At 60.5% G+C, this 18,075-nt stretch carries 17 protein-coding genes and 1 tRNA gene; 10 read left to right on the top strand and 8 right to left on the bottom strand.

What is annotated here, in order from left to right:
• Positions 1–76 precede the first annotated feature (76 nt).
• From N8H22_RS07960 to N8H22_RS07975, 4 genes are all read right to left on the bottom strand, one after another.
• The gene (locus N8H22_RS07960; RefSeq protein ID WP_264590080.1) at positions 77–2,911 is read right to left on the bottom strand and encodes a valine--tRNA ligase; all 2,835 of its coding nucleotides are present in this window, start codon (positions 2,909–2,911) and stop codon (positions 77–79) included.
• Positions 2,912–3,063: 152 nt separating this feature from the next.
• A complete protein-coding gene (locus N8H22_RS07965; RefSeq protein ID WP_264590081.1) occupies positions 3,064–3,441 on the bottom strand; it encodes a DNA polymerase III subunit chi in 378 nt (125 codons plus the stop codon).
• Between the two features lie 35 nt (positions 3,442–3,476).
• On the bottom strand, positions 3,477–3,896 hold the full coding sequence (locus N8H22_RS07970) for a DNA polymerase III subunit chi (protein WP_264590082.1): 420 nt from the start codon (positions 3,894–3,896) through the stop codon (positions 3,477–3,479).
• A 72-nt stretch (positions 3,897–3,968) separates the two neighbouring features.
• Entirely contained in the window at positions 3,969–5,456 is a 1,488-nt protein-coding gene (locus tag N8H22_RS07975; protein WP_264590083.1) for a leucyl aminopeptidase, read from the bottom strand.
• A gap of 188 nt (positions 5,457–5,644) precedes the next feature.
• Between N8H22_RS07975 and lptF the strand changes: the two genes are divergently transcribed.
• Both lptF and lptG read left to right on the top strand, forming a co-directional pair.
• Complete coding sequence (lptF, locus tag N8H22_RS07980; protein WP_264590084.1) at positions 5,645–6,766, top strand: LPS export ABC transporter permease LptF; 1,122 nt, start codon at positions 5,645–5,647, stop codon at positions 6,764–6,766.
• Positions 6,759–7,820 carry an LPS export ABC transporter permease LptG gene (gene lptG / locus N8H22_RS07985; RefSeq protein WP_264590085.1) on the top strand — a complete coding sequence of 354 codons (1,062 nt, stop codon included), beginning with the start codon at positions 6,759–6,761 and terminating at the stop codon, positions 7,818–7,820. The genes lptF and lptG overlap by 8 nt, the downstream gene beginning before the upstream one ends.
• A 52-nt stretch (positions 7,821–7,872) precedes the next feature.
• Here lptG and N8H22_RS07990 read toward each other — a convergent pair whose 3' ends face one another.
• From N8H22_RS07990 to N8H22_RS08000, 3 genes are all read right to left on the bottom strand, one after another.
• Positions 7,873–8,370, bottom strand: coding sequence for an RDD family protein (locus tag N8H22_RS07990; protein ID WP_264590086.1), 498 nt, complete (start codon positions 8,368–8,370; stop codon positions 7,873–7,875).
• A 96-nt stretch (positions 8,371–8,466) separates the two neighbouring features.
• Positions 8,467–8,679, bottom strand: a complete 213-nt coding sequence (locus N8H22_RS07995; RefSeq protein ID WP_003246255.1) for a cold-shock protein — start codon at positions 8,677–8,679, stop codon at positions 8,467–8,469.
• 536 nt (positions 8,680–9,215) lie between these two features.
• Positions 9,216–9,302, bottom strand: a tRNA-Leu gene (locus tag N8H22_RS08000).
• Positions 9,303–9,412: 110 nt separating this feature from the next.
• Here N8H22_RS08000 and queA point away from each other — a divergent pair.
• The 6 genes from queA to N8H22_RS08030 all read left to right on the top strand — a co-directional run bounded on the left by queA (position 9,413) and on the right by N8H22_RS08030 (position 15,431).
• Complete coding sequence (queA, locus tag N8H22_RS08005; RefSeq protein WP_264590087.1) at positions 9,413–10,462, top strand: tRNA preQ1(34) S-adenosylmethionine ribosyltransferase-isomerase QueA; 1,050 nt, start codon at positions 9,413–9,415, stop codon at positions 10,460–10,462.
• A 14-nt stretch (positions 10,463–10,476) separates the two neighbouring features.
• Complete coding sequence (tgt, locus tag N8H22_RS08010) at positions 10,477–11,592, top strand: tRNA guanosine(34) transglycosylase Tgt (protein ID WP_264590088.1); 1,116 nt, start codon at positions 10,477–10,479, stop codon at positions 11,590–11,592.
• Positions 11,593–11,634: 42 nt separating this feature from the next.
• Complete coding sequence (gene yajC, locus N8H22_RS08015; protein WP_264590089.1) at positions 11,635–11,964, top strand: preprotein translocase subunit YajC; 330 nt, start codon at positions 11,635–11,637, stop codon at positions 11,962–11,964.
• 66 nt (positions 11,965–12,030) lie between these two features.
• Positions 12,031–13,899: a protein translocase subunit SecD gene (secD, locus tag N8H22_RS08020; protein WP_264590090.1), complete on the top strand. Its 1,869-nt coding sequence runs from the start codon at positions 12,031–12,033 to the stop codon at positions 13,897–13,899.
• Positions 13,900–13,911: 12 nt separating this feature from the next.
• The gene (gene secF / locus N8H22_RS08025) at positions 13,912–14,817 is read left to right on the top strand and encodes a protein translocase subunit SecF (RefSeq protein ID WP_264590091.1); all 906 of its coding nucleotides are present in this window, start codon (positions 13,912–13,914) and stop codon (positions 14,815–14,817) included.
• Positions 14,818–14,897: 80 nt separating this feature from the next.
• A complete protein-coding gene (locus N8H22_RS08030; RefSeq protein ID WP_264590092.1) occupies positions 14,898–15,431 on the top strand; it encodes a glycine zipper 2TM domain-containing protein in 534 nt (177 codons plus the stop codon).
• 55 nt (positions 15,432–15,486) lie between these two features.
• Here N8H22_RS08030 and suhB read toward each other — a convergent pair whose 3' ends face one another.
• Entirely contained in the window at positions 15,487–16,302 is an 816-nt protein-coding gene (gene suhB / locus N8H22_RS08035) for an inositol-phosphate phosphatase (protein WP_264590093.1), read from the bottom strand.
• Positions 16,303–16,445: 143 nt separating this feature from the next.
• On the opposite strand from suhB, the gene trmJ reads away from it, so the two are divergent.
• Complete coding sequence (gene trmJ, locus N8H22_RS08040; protein ID WP_264590094.1) at positions 16,446–17,222, top strand: tRNA (cytosine(32)/uridine(32)-2'-O)-methyltransferase TrmJ; 777 nt, start codon at positions 16,446–16,448, stop codon at positions 17,220–17,222.
• A complete protein-coding gene (gene cysE / locus N8H22_RS08045; RefSeq protein ID WP_264590095.1) occupies positions 17,223–17,999 on the top strand; it encodes a serine O-acetyltransferase in 777 nt (258 codons plus the stop codon).
• Positions 18,000–18,075 lie beyond the last annotated feature (76 nt).

Here is an 18,075-nt window from a genome sequence, read left to right on the forward strand (position 1 = left end):
TCATCAATCAAGAGGAATTGCTTAACCAAAAAGGCCAGCCTGGGACGGCTGGCCTTTTTGTTCTTTGGGAGGGCGGTCAGAGGCTGGCGATGCGCTCGCGTTGCTCCACCAGACGCGCTCTGGCTTGTTCTGCCTCGGCCAGCTTGGCGCGCTCCTTGTCGATCACCTCGGCCGGCGCCTTGTCGACGAAGCCGGCATTGGAAAGCTTGCCGCCGACGCGCTTGACCTCGCCATCCAGTCGCGTGATTTCCTTGTCCAGACGCGCCAGCTCGGCATCCTTGTCGATCAGGCCGGCCATGGGCACCAGCACCTGCATGTCGCCGACCAGGGCGATCGCCGACAGCGGCGCTTCCTCGCCGGCGCCGAGCAGGCGCACGCTTTCCAGCTTGGCCAGCTTCTTCAGCAGCGGCTCGTTGTCGGCTAGCCGACGCTGGTCTTCTGTCGAGGCATTGCCCAGCACCACGTCGATGCGCTTGGCCATGGAGATATTCATCTCGCCGCGGATCTGACGGATACCCAGCATGAAGGCCTTGACCCACTCGATGTCACCCTCGGCGGCTTCGTCGAGGCGTTCGGGGTTGAATTCCGGCCAGGGCTGCAGCATCAGGGTCGGACCGGACTTGCCGGCCAGCGGCGCGACGCGCTGCCAGATTTCCTCGGTGATGAACGGCATGAACGGATGCGCCAGGCGCAAAGCCGTTTCAAGCACGCGGACCAGGGTGCGGCGGGTGCCACGCTGGCGTTCGGCGCTGGCGGTTTCGTCCCACAGCAGCGGCTTGACCAGTTCCAGGTACCAGGCGCAGTACTCGTCCCAGACGAATTCGTAGAGGGCCTGCGCAGCCAGGTCGAAACGGAAGTTCTCCAGTTGGCGGGTCACCTCGGCTTCGGTGCGCTGCAGCACGGAGATGATCCAGCGGTCCACCGAGGACAGCTCCACCGGCTCGTCGTTGATGCCGGTGTCCTTGCCTTCGGTGTTCTCGAAGACGAAGTTGGCGGCGTTCCACAGCTTGTTGCAGAAGTTGCGATAGCCCTCGACGCGGCCCATGTCGAACTTGATGTCGCGGCCGGTGGAGGCCAGCGAGCAGAAAGTGAAACGCAGGGCGTCGGTGCCGTAGCTGGCGATGCCTTCAGGGAACTCGGCGCGGGTCTGCTTGGCGATCTTCTCGGCCAGCTTGGGCTGCATCATGCCGCTGGTGCGCTTGGTCAGCAGTTCATCGAGGGTGATGCCATCGACGATGTCCAGCGGGTCGAGCACGTTGCCCTTGGACTTGGACATCTTCTGCCCCTGACCATCGCGGACCAGGCCGTGCACGTAGACGGTCTTGAACGGAATCTGCCCGGTCAGGTGGGTGGACAGCATGATCATCCGGGCGACCCAGAAGAAGATGATGTCGAAGCCGGTAACCAGTACGTCGGTGGGGTGGAACGTCTTGAGGAACTCGGTCTGCTGCGGCCAGCCGAGGGTTGAGAAGGTCCACAGCCCGGAGCTGAACCAGGTATCCAGCACGTCCTCGTCCTGACGCAGTGGCTCGTCGTTGCGGATGTCGTACTTCTTGCGCACCTCGGTCTCGTCGCGACCGACGTAGACATTGCCGGCTTCGTCGTACCAGGCTGGAATGCGGTGGCCCCACCACAGCTGGCGGCTGATGCACCAGTCCTGGATGTCACGCATCCAGCTGAAGTACATGTTTTCGTACTGCTTGGGCACGAACTGGATCTCGCCGCTTTCCACGGCGGCGATGGCCTTCTCGGCCAGCGGCTTGGTGGAGACGTACCACTGGTCGGTCAGCCATGGCTCGATGATGGTGCCCGAGCGATCGCCGCGCGGCACCTTCAGCGCGTGGTCGTCGATCTTCTCCAGCAGGCTCATGGCCTCGAACTCGGCGACGATGGCCTTGCGCGCGTCGAAGCGGTCCATGTGCGCGTAGCCGTCCGGCAGGCTGCCGTCGATCTTGTCGTTCACCGAGCCGTCGATGTTGAACACCTGGGCGCGGGCCAGCACGCAGGCGTTCTGATCGAAGATGTTGATCAGCGGCAGGTGATGGCGCTTGCCGACCTCATAGTCGTTGAAGTCATGCGCCGGCGTGATCTTCACGCAGCCGGTACCGAACTCGCGATCCACGTAGTCGTCGGCAACGATGGGGATCAGGCGGTTGACCAGCGGCAGCATGACGTGGCGGCCGATCAGGTTCCTGTAGCGCTCGTCCTCCGGATGCACTGCCACAGCGGCGTCGCCGAGCATCGTTTCCGGACGCGTAGTGGCGACCACCAGGTAATCCAGCCCTTCGGCGGTCTTGCAGCCGTCGGCGAGCGGATAGCGCAGATGCCAGAGGTGGCCCTTCTCGTCATGATTCTCCACTTCCAGGTCGGAAATGGCGGTGTGCAGCTTGGTATCCCAGTTGACCAGGCGCTTGCCGCGGTAGATCAGGCCGTCTTCATGCAGTCGTACGAAGGCTTCCTTGACCGCTTCGGACAGCCCCTCGTCCATGGTGAAGCGCTCGCGCGACCAGTCTACCGATGAGCCCAGACGCCGGATCTGACGGGTAATGTGGCCGCCGGATTCCTCTTTCCACTCCCAGACCTTTTTCAGGAACTTCTCCCGTCCGAGGTCGTGGCGACTGACGCCTTGGGCACCGAGCTGGCGCTCGACCACCATCTGGGTGGCGATGCCGGCGTGGTCAGTGCCTGGCTGCCACAGCGTGTTGCGGCCTTGCATCCGGCGCCAGCGGATCAGCGCGTCCATGATGGCATTGTTGAAGCCGTGACCCATGTGCAGGCTGCCGGTGACGTTCGGCGGCGGGATCATGATGGTGTAAGGCTCGCCGGAACCTTGCGGGGCGAAATAGTTGTTTGACTCCCAAGTCTGGTACCAGGAAGTCTCAATAGCGTGCGGCTGGTAGGTCTTGTCCATGCGGCGGGACCCTTAGAACGGCTGGTCGGAAAAACGGGCAAGTATAAAGGCAAATGGCATCCGCGTTTCGCGCCATCTTAGGAATACGTAGATGATGCGTGGCGAGTCCCAGGCAAACGGCGGGCATCGGCAACCCGCGCAGTTGCGAGGACTCAACCCTTGTGGGTGCGGATAAGTTCGTCCACCCGAACCTCCAGGCGACGCTTCAGTTCAGCCTCGATCTGCGGCACGAAATCGTCGATGACTTCCTGGAGGATCAGGTTGGCTGCCATGCGCAGCTCGTGGTCAAGGTGGCGTTCGGCTAGCGAGCGAAAGGCCGTACGCACTGCCGGCTCGCGGCGTTCGGTTAGCTCCGGTTCCTCGATGCTGATGTCTGTTTGGGGGGAGGCGACGACATCCGACAGCAGGGGGATGCTGTCCGGATCCAGGCGCTCGGTCAGCAGCGGCAGATCCTGCTCGCCGAGCAGCTCGCGAATCGACTCCAAGTCGTCGAGCAGCTGCGTTGGAGGGTGTGGTGGTTTCGGTGTCATGTACGGATTTCCGGGCTTGAGCATCCAGGCGGGTTCTAGAGTTCGACCCGCTTTGGGTCATAACCGTGCCGTCGATAGAGGCGAAAGTTGTCCCGGCAGACGGTCAGCAATTCCGGCTCCTGATTGACGATCTCGATAACCCGGCTGAAGTGGTCGACATGGGGTGACAGCGTAGATGCGAGGTTGATCAACAGCCCTTGTGGATGCACGGGCGCCTGTTCCAAACCGAGGACCACGGGTGCTGCGGGATCGTCCGCGTACTGCTCATGGGGAATGAAGCGCTCCGGGCGAAAGCGCCAAAGCAACTCGTCAAGCTGATCGCATTGTGTCTCGCTGCTGCAGCGAATGAAGACGCGCATGTCGTGCTGCCAGCCCTTGGCTGCCAGCTGACAGGCGGCGCGCAGCCGCCCGAGCGGGTTGTCATCGGGCAGTACGTAGAACTCGATGCGCGTCATTGGCGCGTTCTGTCAGCGCCCGGCAGCGGCAAGCTGCCTGCGCACGCCGTTCCGCACGGCGACTGGTTCATCTCAGTTGCTCCGATCCAGCAGGTATTGTGTTAGCAGCGGTACCGGACGACCCGTGGCGCCTTTCTCTTTGCCGCCACTGATCCAGGCGGTGCCGGCGATATCCAGGTGGGCCCAAGAGAATTGCTTGGCGAAGCGCGAGAGGAAACAGGCTGCGGTGATGGTGCCGGCTTTCGGTCCGCCAATGTTGGCGATGTCGGCGAATGGGCTGTCCAGTTGCTCCTGGTACTCGTCGAACAACGGCAGCTGCCAGGCACGGTCGCCGGCCAGCTCACCCGCACCGAGCAGCTGCTGGACCAGGTTCTGATCGTTGCCGAGCAGTCCCGAGGTGTTGCTGCCGAGGGCGACGATACAGGCACCAGTGAGCGTAGCGACATCGACCACTGCTCGAGGTTTGAAACGTTCTGCGTAGGTCAGCGTATCGCAGAGCACCAGGCGGCCTTCGGCATCGGTGTTGAGAATCTCCACCGTCTGACCACTCATCGTGGTAACGATGTCGCCCGGACGCGTGGCTTTGCCGCTGGGCATGTTCTCCGCGCATGCAAGCAGACCGACCAGATTGATCGGCAGTTGCAGTTCCAATACCGCGCGGAAAGTGCCGAGGACGCTGGCGGCGCCGCACATGTCGTACTTCATCTCGTCCATGCCGAGCCCCGGCTTGAGGCTGATACCGCCGGTGTCGAAGGTGATGCCTTTGCCGACCAGTGCGTAAGGCTGCTCGCCCTTTTGGCCGCCGTTGTACTGCATGACAACGATGCAGCCCGGCTGCTCGCTGCCTTGGGACACGGCAAGGAAGGCGCCGGCGCCCAGCTCGCGTAGTTTCTTCTCGTCGAGGATTTCTACCTTGAGACCCTTGAAGGACTTGCCAAGCTGCTTCGCCTGCTCGGCGATGAAGCTCGGATGGCAAAGGTTCGGCGGCAGGTTACCGAGATCGCGGGTAAAAGCCATGCCGCTGGCGATCGCCGATGCGTGGCGGGCGGCGCGCTCGTAATCGGGCTGTTGCGACTTGTCGCAGAGCAGGATGATTTTCTTCAATGCGCGCGGATCGGCTTTCTTGCTCTTGAAACGATCGAACGCGTATGAGCTGTCGGCAAGCAGTTCCACCAGCAGGCGGACCTTGGCGTAGGCATCACGGTCCTTTACCTGCACATCCTCGACGGCGAAAGCCGCATCGCCACCACCGAGATTCTTCAGCGTGCTGGCTGCTGCACCGACCACCTTGCGCCACTGGCGAGTGTCCAGCTCATCGCTTTTGCCGATGCCGAGCAGCAGCACGCGCTCGGCCTTCAGGTTCGGCAGATTATGCAGCAGCAGCGTCTGGCCAACCTTGCCGTTGAGATCGCCGCGCTTGAGGATCGCGCTGATGGCACCGCCAGTGGCGGCATCCGCTGCCTGAACGGACTCGCCAAGGATCCGGCCTTCGCCGACCGGCAGAACCAGTGTGGCGGTTTTCAGCGTGGGTGCTTTTGCGGTCTTTACAACGAATTCCATGACGGGAGTCCCCAAGACAAAGAGTTGGGTTTGCAGGATAATGCCAAGCTTATTTTTTCCGGTGGTTCGTCTGCCGGGCCGTTGACGGTCGCTGTGCTGTCGTTTCAATGGCCTGTTGCGGGCGGGCCGGCAACTGGCGGCTAGTTTGATCGTTGCCGCCGGAGCCTGACAACCCTGGAGTGTCCGGTTTGATCGTCTTTCGTTATCTGTCCCGTGAGCTGCTGGTTACCGTGAGCGCCGTCAGTGCAGTGCTGCTGGTGATCATCATGAGCGGGCGTTTCATCAAGTATCTCGCCCAGGCCGCGCAGGGCATGCTGGATCCGGGCGTGCTGCTGCTGATCATGGGATTCCGTCTGCCGGGATTCTTGCAGTTGATCCTGCCGCTGGGGCTGTTCCTGGGAATTCTGCTGGCTTACGGACGCTTGTATCTCGACAGTGAAATGACGGTGCTGTCGGCCACTGGCATGAGTCAACGTCGTCTGCTGCTCTACAGTTTGGCGCCGGCCGCACTGGTGGCTCTACTGGTCGGTTGGTTGAGTCTGGGGCTGGCGCCGCAGGGGATCGCCGAGGTGGATCGCATCCTCAATCAGCAGGACTCGCTGACCGAGTTCGATACCCTGGTGCCGGGGCGTTTCCAGACCCTGCGTGATGGTTCGCGGGTGACCTATACCCGCGATCTTTCCGATGATCGTAGCGAGCTGGCGGGGGTGTTCATCTCCGAAACCAATGCTTCTGCCGGGGCCGGCAAGTCGCGCGGACTTTCGGTGCTGGTTGCCGAAAGCGGGCGGCAGGAGATCCAGGCGGACGGCAGTCGCTACCTGATTCTGGAAAACGGCTATCGCTATGACGGCAATCCGGGGCAGGCCGACTATCGCGCGATCCAGTACGACACTTACGGAGTCTTGTTGCCAAAACCGGAGGTCAGCGTCGAGCTGAGCGAGCGGGAGGCAATGTCGACCCGCGAATTGCTCGGCAGCGACAACACTCGCCATCGGTCCGAGCTGCAGTGGCGCATTTCCCTGCCAGTGCTGGTGTTTGTCGTGACTCTGCTGGCCGTGCCGCTGGCTCGGGTCAATCCGCGTCAGGGACGCTTCCTCAAGCTGCTTCCGGCGATCCTGCTTTATATGACTTACCTTGCCCTGCTTATCGCGGCCCGCGGTGCGCTGGACAAGGGGCGCATCCCCATGGCGCTTGGCTTGTGGTGGGTGCACGGGCTGTTTTTCACGATAGGTCTGCTGATGTTGTACTGGGAGCCTTTGATGCTGCGGTTGAAGAAGCGTCGCGCGGTGTCGGAGGTGATGCATGGTTAAGCTCGATCGTTACATCGGCGTCCATGTCTTCCTTGCGATCCTGACGGTGCTCGGGATCATCGTGGGCCTCGCTTTGCTTTTCGCGTTCATTGATGAGCTGGGCGATGTCGAAGGGGGATATGGTCTGGCGGATGCGCTGGAGTATGTGTTGCTGACCTCGCCGCGCCGGCTCTATGAAATGTTGCCAATGGCAGCGCTGATCGGCTGCCTGATCGGTCTGGGCACCTTGGCCAGCAGCAGCGAACTGACCATCATGCGCGCCGCCGGCGTCTCGCTTGGGCGCATCGTCGTGGCAGTCATGAAGCCGACGCTGGTGCTGCTGCTGGTCGGCGTATTGATCGGTGAGTATGTGGCGCCTTGGACGGAGGACATAGCCCAGGCTCGTCGCTCGCTGGCACAAGGGGCCGGCGAGGCGCAAAGCAGCAAACGCGGCCTGTGGCATCGTCAGGAGAACGAATTCGTACACGTCAATGCCGTGCAGCCGGGCGGTGTGCTGGTCGGTGTGACACGCTATCGCTTCGATGACGAACGCCGCTTGCTATCAGCCAGTTTCGCCCGGCGCGCCGCCTATCAGAGCGACCACTGGCTGCTTAGTGATGTTGCCACCACTTATTTTCGCGACGGCCACACCGAAGTGCTGCGCGCGGGGGAGGAACGCTGGGATGTGCAGCTGACGCCTCAGTTGTTGGGCACAGTGGTGGTTGCACCGGAAGCGTTGTCGATCACCGGGTTGTGGCGTTACATCCATTATCTGGCAGAGCAGGGGCTGAACAACGGGCGGTACTGGTTGGCCTTCTGGACCAAGGCTCTACAGCCTGCGGTCACGGTCGCTCTGGTTTTGCTGGCGATCTCGTTTATCTTCGGTCCGCTGCGCTCGGTAACCCTGGGGCAGCGTATCTTCACTGGTGTGGTCGTCGGCTTCGTGTTCCGCATCATTCAGGATCTGCTCGGGCCGGCGAGCCAAGTATTCGGCTTTTCGCCGCTGCTGGCTGTGGTGCTCCCTGCTGGGGTTTGCGCGTTAATCGGCGTCTGGCTGCTGCGTCGGGCGGGGTGATGCTCATTGTGGGGAGCGTGACAGGTGTTGCTGTCGCTCCCTCTATGCTCCGTTATTTCTTGTGAATGTTTTTTGGCAGCTGAACAGCCTGGCTTTCCGAATAGATGTCCTGCCAAGTGCGATTGTCCTTGTCCCATAGCATCCACAGATAGCCCAAGCCAAGGCACAGCCAGGAAATGAGCGCGATCAGGAAGCGCAGCAGCGCCTGCCATAGATCGATGGCGGTGCCATCCTTGTTCTGTATGCGAATGCCCCAGACCTGCATCCCAAGTGTCTGGCCGTTGTGCGTCCAGAACTTGGCGAAGAAGCCGAACAGGCTGAACATCAGCAGTGTGGAAAGGATTGGATCGATATCCAGGCCGCCGGCATCGGCAACAGCTTTAAGTTGCTCGCTGCCGTAGAACATGCGCAGTAGCACTTGTTGATAGAAGAGTGTCACCACCATCATCAGGGCGATGCACAGCAGGCTGTCGTAGAACATTGCGGCAAGACGGCGCATCAGGCCTGCGGCGGGAAACTGGCCCTGCGGGCTTAGCAGGTGTTTGCTCATTTCGAGTCCTGGTAATGAGTTAAGCCGCGCATTCTACGGAATTACACGCATAAAAAAGCCCCTGATGTTGCCATCAGGGGCTTTCGGAGCGGAGGCTTAGCCCAGGATTTGAACCTGGTCAGCCTGCATGCCCTTTTGACCTTGCACGGCGATGAAGCTGACTTTCTGGCCTTCTTTCAGGCTCTTGAAGCCGTTGCCTTCGATCGCGCGGAAGTGCACGAACAGATCCGGACCGCTCTCGGGGGTGATGAAACCAAAACCTTTCTCGTCGTTAAACCACTTGACGGTACCGTTCTGACGATTCGACATATCTTTGTATCCTTGGAACTCAAAAGTAGAATTGCCCCTGCGCGAACAGGAAGCTGGAACTGGTTGCAAAGAGTAAGAGAGTCGAGCGGAGTAGCGGATCTGAAGATCTACTGCACCAGGTCACGATTCAACAGCGACCCATGCAAACACAGTGGGCACACTCTACGATAACTCGCCAGGGAATGCCAACCCCTCGGAGCCATAACAAGGTGCCTGTTCGGCGGCGCATTTCGATGCGCTTGTGGTGTGGCGAAAAGCCAGTTTGCAGCGTGCCAGCCAGCGTCTATCCGGTGCGATTGGTTTAACCGCCGGCATGAGCATTTGTTGCGTGTGGTGCGCCGGACAGCTATCGCGATCCGGGTGAAGCGAGGAAGGCTGGTTGCGGCTGCCTTTCGGTGCTGTCGCAATCGCTACCTGAGCAGTGATCCTGACTGAGGGCGTCATGTGCCGAGCTTCTATGGCCTGCACGACGCACAAGTCGAGATCTGAACTGCCTGATTTGACGCTAACCTGCTTGGCAGGTCTTCGATCATGGATGGTGCCCCGAGAGAGACTCGAACTCTCACGCTGTCGCCAGCGGCGGATTTTGAATCCGCTGCGTCTACCGATTCCGCCATCGAGGCACAATGGCGGCGCAGTATAGGGATGCCGGACGGGGCGGTCAATCGTCTGCCGTGGTCAGCAGTTCCTCTTTCCGCTAAGCTTTGCGCCCCGTTCTAATCCCGACGATCAAATGCAAGTCGCTGATTTCTCTTTTCAACTCCCGGATGCGCTGATCGCACGCCACCCCTTGTCCGAACGGCGCGGTAGTCGCCTGCTGGTACTCGACGGGGAAACAGGAGCGCTGGCGCATCGCCATTTTGCCGATCTACTCGAGTACCTTCGCCCGGGCGATCTGATGGTGTTCAACAATACCCGGGTGATTGCGGCGCGGCTGTTCGGCCAGAAGGCAACGGGCGGCAAGCTCGAGATTCTCGTCGAGCGAGTGCTCGATAATCGTCGGGTGCTGGCGCATGTGCGATCCAGCAAATCGCCGAAGCCCGGGGCTGTCATCTCGCTGGAAGGCGGTGGCGAGGCGCTGATGCTTGCTCGGCACGACGCCTTGTTCGAATTGCGTTTCGATGAGGACGTGCTGCCTCTGCTCGAACGCATCGGACACATGCCGTTGCCTCCTTATATAGATCGGCCTGACGAGCTGGCTGACCGCGAACGTTATCAGACAGTCTATGCGCAGCATGCCGGGGCCGTCGCGGCGCCGACCGCTGGCCTGCATTTCGACGAAGCATTACTGGCGGCGCTGCGTGACAAAGGTGTTCAGACAGTCTTTGTGACGTTGCATGTCGGTGCCGGAACCTTTCAGCCTGTACGTGTCGAGCGCATCGAAGAGCACCACATGCATCGCGAATGGCTGGAGGTGACGCAGGAGGTGGTCGATGCGGTGGCTGCGTGTCGGGCGCGCGGCGGTCGGGTCGTTGCGGTGGGAACCACCAGCGTGCGCTCGCTGGAGACGGCGGCACGCGATGGCGAACTCAAACCGTTCAGCGGTGACACGGATATCTTCATCTACCCAGGCAAGACATTTCATGTGGTCGACGCGCTGGTCACCAATTTCCATTTGCCTGAATCCACCTTGCTGATGCTTGTCGCGGCGTTTGCCGGCTACCCCGAAACGATGGCCGCCTACGCGGAGGCGGTTCGGCAGGGATATCGTTTCTTCAGTTATGGTGATGCCATGTTCATCACGCGCAATCCCGCTCCGCGCGGTCCCGAGGAGAACAAATGAGCCGCTCTTGTCACATGTCGTTCGAGCTGCTTGCCACCGACGGTAAGGCGCGCCGGGGACGGCTTACTTTCCCTCGCGGAGCGGTCGAGACGCCGGCGTTCATGCCGGTGGGTACCTATGGCACCGTGAAAGGCATGTTGCCGCGGGACATTGAGGGGATCGGTGCGCAGATCATTCTCGGCAACACCTTTCACCTTTGGCTTCGCCCCGGTACCGAAGTGATCAAGCAGCATGGCGACCTGCATGATTTCATGCAGTGGCAGGGGCCGATCCTCACGGACTCCGGTGGATTTCAGGTGTTCAGCCTTGGGGCAATGCGCAAGATCAAGGAGGAGGGCGTGTATTTCGCCTCACCGGTCGATGGTGCGAAGGTGTTCATGGGGCCCGAGGAGTCGATGCAGGTCCAACGCGACCTAGGCTCGGATATCGTGATGATCTTCGACGAATGCACGCCGTATCCGGCTGACGAAGAAACGGCTCGGCGCTCCATGGAGCTGTCCTTGCGCTGGGCCAAGCGATCCAAGGCGGCTCATGGCGATAGCCCGGCTGCGTTGTTCGGCATTGTTCAGGGTGGTATGCATGAATCTCTGCGGATGCGCTCGCTCGAAGGGTTATGCGAGATCGGCTTCGATGGTCTGGCGATCGGTGGCTTGTCGGTTGGCGAGCCGAAAGAGGAGATGATTCGCGTACTCGACTTCCTGCCTCCGCACATGCCGGCGGACAAGCCGCGTTATCTGATGGGCGTCGGCAAGCCGGAAGACCTGGTCGAGGGCGTCCGGCGCGGCGTCGATATGTTCGATTGCGTGATGCCTACGCGCAACGCCCGTAACGGGCATCTGTTTACTGATAACGGTGTCGTCAAAATCCGCAACGCGGTGCACAAGCACGACAATTCCCCGCTCGATGCCGCCTGTGATTGTTACACCTGCAAACACTTCTCACGCGCCTATCTGCATCATCTGGACAAGTGCGGCGAAATGCTGGGTAGCATGTTGAATACCATCCACAATCTGCGCCATTACCAGCGCCTGATGGCTGGTTTACGCGACGCCATTCAACAGGGTACATTGGCGACCTTTGTCGACGCCTTCTATGTCAAGCGCGGTATGCCAACGCCGCCTGTCGCATGACGTAACCAATAGAAAACTATCTTTCTGCAACAGGAGTGCTACATGAGCTTTCTGATCCCCGTCGCCCATGCCCAGGAGGCTGCCGCTGGTCCTGCCGGTACTGGTTTCGAGTGGGTTTTCCTGGTCGGCTTTCTGGTCATCTTCTATCTGATGATCTGGCGTCCCCAGGCCAAGCGTGCCAAGGAACACAAGAACCTGATCAGCGGTCTGCAGAAGGGTGACGAGGTTGTCACCTCTGGTGGTATTGCTGGCAAGGTCACCAAGGTTGCCGACGACTTCGTCGTCATCGAAGTGTCTGACAACGTCGAACTGAAGTTCCAGAAAGTGGCGATTGCTGCGACGCTGCCGAAGGGCACGCTGAAAGCCATCTGAGCTGACTTCATTTCAACACCACGACGGGGCGCGCAAGGCGCCCCGCGTCTTTAGACGGGCTGCGTGATGCTCAATAGATTCCCTCTCTGGAAGTACCTGCTGATAGTGGTAGTGCTGGCGGTTGCCGGCATATATTCGGCGCCCAATCTTTATCCGGATGATCCGGCCATCCAGATCACCGGCGCCAGCACGGCGCAGCAACTGCAGCAGTCCGACCTCGATCGGGTCAGCCAGGCACTGGCTGATGGCGGTATCGCAGTTAAAGCCGCCACGCTCGACGAGCAGGGGCGTGGCGGTCTGTTGCGTCTGGTCAAGCAGGACGATCAGTTACCGGCCAAGGATATAGCCCGTCGTGCACTCGGCGATGCGTTTGTCGTTGCGCTTAACCTGGCGCCGACCACGCCGGATTGGCTGCGTAATCTGGGCGCGAGCCCCATGAAGCTGGGGCTGGATCTTTCGGGTGGTGTGCACTTCCTGCTGGAGGTGGACATGGCGAAGGCGGTCGAGACGCGCATCAACGTCTACGAGGGTGAGGTCAAAAGTCTGCTGCGCAAGGAGCGGGTGCGCTACCGCAGCCTGTCGAACCTCAAGGATGCTGTGCAGCTCGGTTTTGCCGACGGGGATACTCTGGCTCGAGCGCAGTCACTGATTCGCAAGGACTTCAACGACTTCGAGATGACCGTCGCCGAACGTAACGGTCAGCAGGTGCTGCGCCTGGCTTTGACCGAGGCCAAGCTGACGGAAATTCGCGAATATTCGATCAAACAGAACCTCACAACCGTACGCAACCGTGTCAACGAGCTTGGCGTCGCCGAGCCGTTGGTCCAGCGTCAGGGCGCCAACCGCATCGTGGTGGAGCTGCCGGGTGTGCAGGATACGGCTGAAGCCAAGCGCATTCTCGGCAAGACTGCCAATCTCGAATTCCGCCTCGCAGCCGACGCGGATGCCTCGCGGGCGTCAGTCGAGAGCTTCGAGTTCCGTGAGGCTGGACGTCCGCCGGTCAATCTGGAGCGCACGCTGATCATTACGGGTGATCAGGTCACCGATGCGCAGGCGAGCTATGACGAGAATGGGCGTCCGCAAGTCAATATTCGTCTCGATGGGCATGGCGGCGACCTGATGAATCGCGCAACCCGCAATAACGTCGGGCGGAGCATGGCGGTGATCTTCATCGAGCAGAAGCCGCTGACTCGCTATGTGCGGCAACAGGTCGATGGTGTTGAACAGGAGGTGCGGGTCGAGACCTTCCAGGAAGAAAAGAAGATCATCAGTCTTGCGACCATTCAGTCGCCGCTTGGCAGTCAGTTCCGTATCACCGGCCTGGACGGACAGGGCGAATCGTCCGAGCTGGCGCTGCTATTACGCGCCGGTGGTTTGGCTGCGCCGATGTACTTCGCCGAGGAGCGGACCATCGGTCCGAGTCTGGGGGCTGAGAACATCAAGCTTGGCGTGCAGGCGGCGATGTGGGGCTTTCTCTTCGTCGCGATCTTCATGGTGCTGATCTACAAGTTCTTCGGGGTTCTGGCGACCATCGCGCTGCTATTCAACATGGTGGTGCTGACCGCGCTGATGTCGATGCTCAATGCGACCCTGACGTTGCCAGGTATCGCTGGTATCGTTCTGACCATGGGTATGGCCGTGGATGCCAACGTACTGATCTTCTCGCGTATTCGCGAAGAGATCGGCAACGGCATGTCGATCCAGCGGGCGATCCATGAGGGCTTCGATCGGGCTTTCTCGGCCATCCTCGACGGTAACCTCACGACGCTACTGGTGGGCGGGATTCTGTTCGCCATGGGAACTGGTCCGATCAAGGGCTTTGCCGTGACGTTGTCGCTGGGAATTCTGACGTCGATGTTCACTGCAATCATCGTGACGCGTGCCATGGTCAACCTGATCTACGGTGGCCGCGATCTCAAGAAGCTGTGGATTTAAGGGGCTAGCACGATGAAACGCGTAATCAATTTCATGGCGGTCCGCCATGTCGTCATGGTGGCCACCCTGCTGCTGACCATCGGCTCGCTGGCGAGTCTTGCGATTAAAGGACTTAACTTCGGGCTCGACTTCACAGGCGGAACATTGATCGAGCTCGGCTACGAGCAGCCGGTGGAGCTGCAGCAGGTGCGCGATCAGCTGGCCGGCTCCGGTTATGCCGGCGCAGTGGTACAGAGCTTCGGTGCCACCACGGATGTCTTGGTTCGTATGCCGGGGGATGATCCGTTGCTAGGGGAGAAGATCGCCGAGGCGCTGCGGGGCGATGCGGCGGGCGCGGTAACGGTCAAGCGCGTCGAGTTCGTCGGACCGGCGGTGGGCGAAGAGCTGCGTGACCAAGGCGGTCTTGGCATACTGCTGGCTCTAGGCGGCATTCTGGTCTACGTCGCGTTTCGCTTTCAGTGGAAGTTCGGTGTCGGTGCGGTGCTGTCGCTGTTTCACGACGTTATTGTCGTGCTCGGCGTCTTTTCGTTCTTCCAGATCAATTTCGATCTCACCGTGCTCGCTGCGGTATTGGCCGTCATCGGCTACTCGCTGAACGACACCATCGTGGTGTTCGACCGCATTCGCGAAAACTTCCGCGTGCTGCGCAAGACCGAGCTGATCGAGAACATCAACATCTCAACTACCCAGACGCTGTTGCGTACCACTGCGACATCCGTTTCCACGTTGCTGGCGGTCGTCGCTCTTATGGTGTTCGGTGGGGAAAACCTCTGGGGCTTCTCGTTGGCGTTGATCATTGGTGTGGTGGCCGGTACGTACTCTTCGGTCTATATCGCCAGTACGCTGCTCGTGTGGCTGAACCTGACGCGCGACGATCTGATTCCGCCGGTGGTGGAAGAGGTGGACGAGCGCCCCTGACTCGAGCTTCCGAACTTCCGCGACCTGCAGGTGTCCTAGGTTGCGGAACCGGGCGTGGCCCGAAGGAAGAGGAAGTCAGAGTGAACAAGTCAATGTTGGTTGGTACAGCACTGGGCGTGGTGGTCGCCACGGCTGGTGGAGCATTTGCCACCTACAGCTTGGTCGATCGCGGTCCGCAGTTTGCCACCGTGTTGGCGGCGGAGCCGATCAAGGAAACCATCAAGACGCCGCGCGAAGTATGCAAAGAGGTGGCGGTCACTCACCAGAAGCCGGTGCAGGACCAGCACCGAATCGTTGGTACGGCAGCTGGTGCTGTGCTTGGTGGCCTCTTGGGCAGTCAGGTTGGCGGTGGTACGGGTAAGAAGATCGCTACCGTAGCGGGGGCGGTGGGTGGTGGGTATGCGGGCAACCAGGTGCAGCAGCGCATGCAGGCCAACAGCACTTACACCACTACGGAGACGCGCTGCAGTACGGTGACAGATACGCACGATCAGATCGTCGGTTATGACGTCAAATATGATCTAGACGGCAAGGTTGGTCGGGTGCGAATGGATCGTGACCCGGGTGGCCAGATACCTCTGCGCGATGGTCAGCTGGTGCTGGCACAGGAATAAATTTGAGACATAAAAAAACGCCCTTCGGGCGTTTTTTTATGTCGAGGTACTAGGCTCAGCGTTTGAGCGAAGGCGTCAGGTGCGGCTGGATAGCTGTAAGCACTGCCTTGAAACATTTGGTGTTGCCGGCCACGATCTGGCCCTTCTCGAGAAACTCGTGGCCGCCCGCAAAGTCGCTGACCAGTCCGCCTGCTTCCTGAATCAGCAGGGCGCCGGCCGCCATGTCCCATTCGGACAGTCCGAACTCCCAGAACGCGTCGTAGCGGCCGGCTGCGACATAGGCAAGATCCAGGCTCGCGGCGCCGGCACGGCGCAGACCAGCGGTCTGGCCGACCAGGCTGCGGAACATATTCAGGTAGCTATCGATATTTTCCAGCTGGCCGTCACGGAACGGAAAGCCGGTCCCGAGCAGGGCACCTTCCAGGCTCTTGCGCGAGCTGACCCGCAGTCGACGCCCGTTGAGCGCGGCGCCCCGGCCACGGCTGGCGGTGAATTCTTCCTGTCTAACCGGGTCGAGCACCACGGCATGCTCTAGACGACCGCGATACTTGCAGGCGATGCTCACTGCGTAGTGCGGGACCCCGCGTAGGAAATTGGTGGTGCCGTCCAGGGGGTCGATGATCCACAGGTAGTCGGTGCCATCACCGGTGCCTTCGAGCAGGCCGTTCTCTTCGGCAAGGATGCTGTGGTTCGGGTAAGCCTTGCGCAGCGCGTTCACGATAACCTGCTCGGCCGCATGGTCGATTTCGCTGACGTAGTCCTTGCCATCCTTCTCGTTGACCGAGATGACGTCCAGGCGCTCGGTGGAACGGACAATCAGTTCGCCGGCGCTGCGGGCGGCGCGCAGCGCGATATTCAGCATGGGCTGCATGGATCAATACCTGGTCGTTTAAAGAAAGCCGGAAATTCTATCAGGAAAGCGGGCGCGCATGTAGCGTCGAGCGTTGCGTTCGCTGGATGGCTGGTGGTGCGGTGCTGTAAGCTGCGTCTCCGTTTTCATGCCGAGAATGCACAGTGTCGCTGCAAAATATTCGTGTGGTGCTGGTCAATACCAGTCACGCCGGCAATATCGGTGGTGCGGCTCGCGCCATGAAGAACATGGGGCTGTCGCGCCTGGTGTTGGTCGATCCGGAGGATTTCCCCAGTTCGGATGCGGTAGCGCGCGCGTCCGGCGCCACGGATATCCTCGATGCTGCGCAGGTGGTGACGACACTTGAGGATGCACTGGTGGGTTGCACGCTGGTACTCGGCACCAGTGCGCGTGATCGCCGCATTCCCTGGCCGCTGCTAGACCCGCGTGAATGCGCGACAGCGAGCCTGGAACAAGCGCAGCAAGGTGGCGAGGTAGCGCTGGTTTTCGGTCGCGAGTATGCCGGGCTGACCAATGAAGAGCTGCAGCGTTGCCAGTTCCATGTGCACATTCCCTCCAGCCCGGATTTCAGCTCTCTGAATCTGGCTGCTGCGGTGCAGGTGCTCACGTACGAGTTGCGCATGGCTTGGCTGGCAGCGCAGGGCAAGCCGACCAAGATGGAGAAGCTCGAGGCCACCGCAATGCTCGACACTCAGCCGGTGACGATGGATGAATTGGAGCATTACTTCGGTCACCTTGAGCAGACGCTGATTGAGATTGGTTTTCTCGATCCCGCAAAGCCTCGGCATCTGATGCCGCGTCTGCGTAGGCTGTACGGGCGCAGTGGTATCAGCAAGCTGGAAATGAATATTCTGCGCGGTATTCTGACCGAAACCCAGAAAGCTGCTCGCGGTGAGCCCCATAAGCGGAGGCAGGAATAAATGTTTGAACGCATGCGCGAAGATATCCAGAGCGTATTTCATCGCGATCCGGCGGCGCGTAACGCGTTCGAGGTCATTACCTGCTATCCGGGCCTGCATGCGACCTGGATCCACCGCGTCTCGCACTGGCTATGGGTGAACGAGTGGAAATGGTTGGCACGTATGAGCTCGAATCTCGGTCGCTGGCTGACGGGGGTTGAAATTCATCCGGGTGCAAAGATCGGTCGACGGTTCTTCATTGATCACGGCATGGGAATCGTGATCGGCGAGACCGCGGAGATAGGTGACGATGTCACTCTCTATCATGGCGTCACGCTTGGCGGCACCAGTTGGAACAAGGGCAAGCGCCATCCAACACTGGAGGATGGCGTGATCGTCGGGGCGGGGGCAAAGATTCTTGGCCCATTCACCGTCGGGGCTGGCGCGAAGATCGGTTCCAATGCCGTCGTGACCCGTGCAGTACCGGCGGGCGCTACGGCTGTAGGTATCCCGGGGCGGATCATCGTCAAAGCGGATGATGAGCAAGAGGCCAAGCGCAAGGCGATCGCCGAGAAGATCGGCTTCGATGCCTATGGCGTCAGCGGGGATATGCCTGATCCGGTTGCGCGTGCGATTGGTCAATTGCTCGATCACGTACAGGCAGTCGAAGAGCGGCTGGAGGGTATGTGCGGGGCGCTCACTGCCCTAGGTAGCGACTACTGCGCCAAGGATCTCCCGCAGTTGCGTGAGGAGGACTTTGCAGAGGTCAAGGCAAAGCAGGGCGATGTGCCGTCGTGATGCGTGCGCGGGTCACGCGGCAGCTGCTATCATGCCCGCCGTTTGAGTGGTGCGCGCCGCTGCTTCTTGATCTCCG

Source organism: Stutzerimonas sp. S1 (genome assembly GCF_025966695.1).
GTDB lineage: Bacteria > Pseudomonadota > Gammaproteobacteria > Pseudomonadales > Pseudomonadaceae > Stutzerimonas.

What these genes read in the sequence shown, in the direction of transcription:
- N8H22_RS07960 (WP_264590080.1), bottom strand. Translation starts at nt 2,911, where the DNA reads ATGGACAAGACCTACCAGCCGCACGCTATTGAGACTTCCTGGTACCAG.
- N8H22_RS07965 (WP_264590081.1), bottom strand. Translation starts at nt 3,441, where the DNA reads ATGACACCGAAACCACCACACCCTCCAACGCAGCTGCTCGACGACTTG.
- N8H22_RS07970 (WP_264590082.1), bottom strand. Translation starts at nt 3,896, where the DNA reads ATGACGCGCATCGAGTTCTACGTACTGCCCGATGACAACCCGCTCGGG.
- N8H22_RS07975 (WP_264590083.1), bottom strand. Translation starts at nt 5,456, where the DNA reads ATGGAATTCGTTGTAAAGACCGCAAAAGCACCCACGCTGAAAACCGCC.
- lptG (WP_264590085.1), top strand. Translation starts at nt 6,759, where the DNA reads ATGGTTAAGCTCGATCGTTACATCGGCGTCCATGTCTTCCTTGCGATC.
- N8H22_RS07990 (WP_264590086.1), bottom strand. Translation starts at nt 8,370, where the DNA reads ATGAGCAAACACCTGCTAAGCCCGCAGGGCCAGTTTCCCGCCGCAGGC.
- N8H22_RS07995 (WP_003246255.1), bottom strand. Translation starts at nt 8,679, where the DNA reads ATGTCGAATCGTCAGAACGGTACCGTCAAGTGGTTTAACGACGAGAAA.
- queA (WP_264590087.1), top strand. Translation starts at nt 9,413, where the DNA reads ATGCAAGTCGCTGATTTCTCTTTTCAACTCCCGGATGCGCTGATCGCA.
- tgt (WP_264590088.1), top strand. Translation starts at nt 10,477, where the DNA reads ATGTCGTTCGAGCTGCTTGCCACCGACGGTAAGGCGCGCCGGGGACGG.
- yajC (WP_264590089.1), top strand. Translation starts at nt 11,635, where the DNA reads ATGAGCTTTCTGATCCCCGTCGCCCATGCCCAGGAGGCTGCCGCTGGT.
- secD (WP_264590090.1), top strand. Translation starts at nt 12,031, where the DNA reads ATGCTCAATAGATTCCCTCTCTGGAAGTACCTGCTGATAGTGGTAGTG.
- secF (WP_264590091.1), top strand. Translation starts at nt 13,912, where the DNA reads ATGAAACGCGTAATCAATTTCATGGCGGTCCGCCATGTCGTCATGGTG.
- suhB (WP_264590093.1), bottom strand. Translation starts at nt 16,302, where the DNA reads ATGCAGCCCATGCTGAATATCGCGCTGCGCGCCGCCCGCAGCGCCGGC.
- cysE (WP_264590095.1), top strand. Translation starts at nt 17,223, where the DNA reads ATGTTTGAACGCATGCGCGAAGATATCCAGAGCGTATTTCATCGCGAT.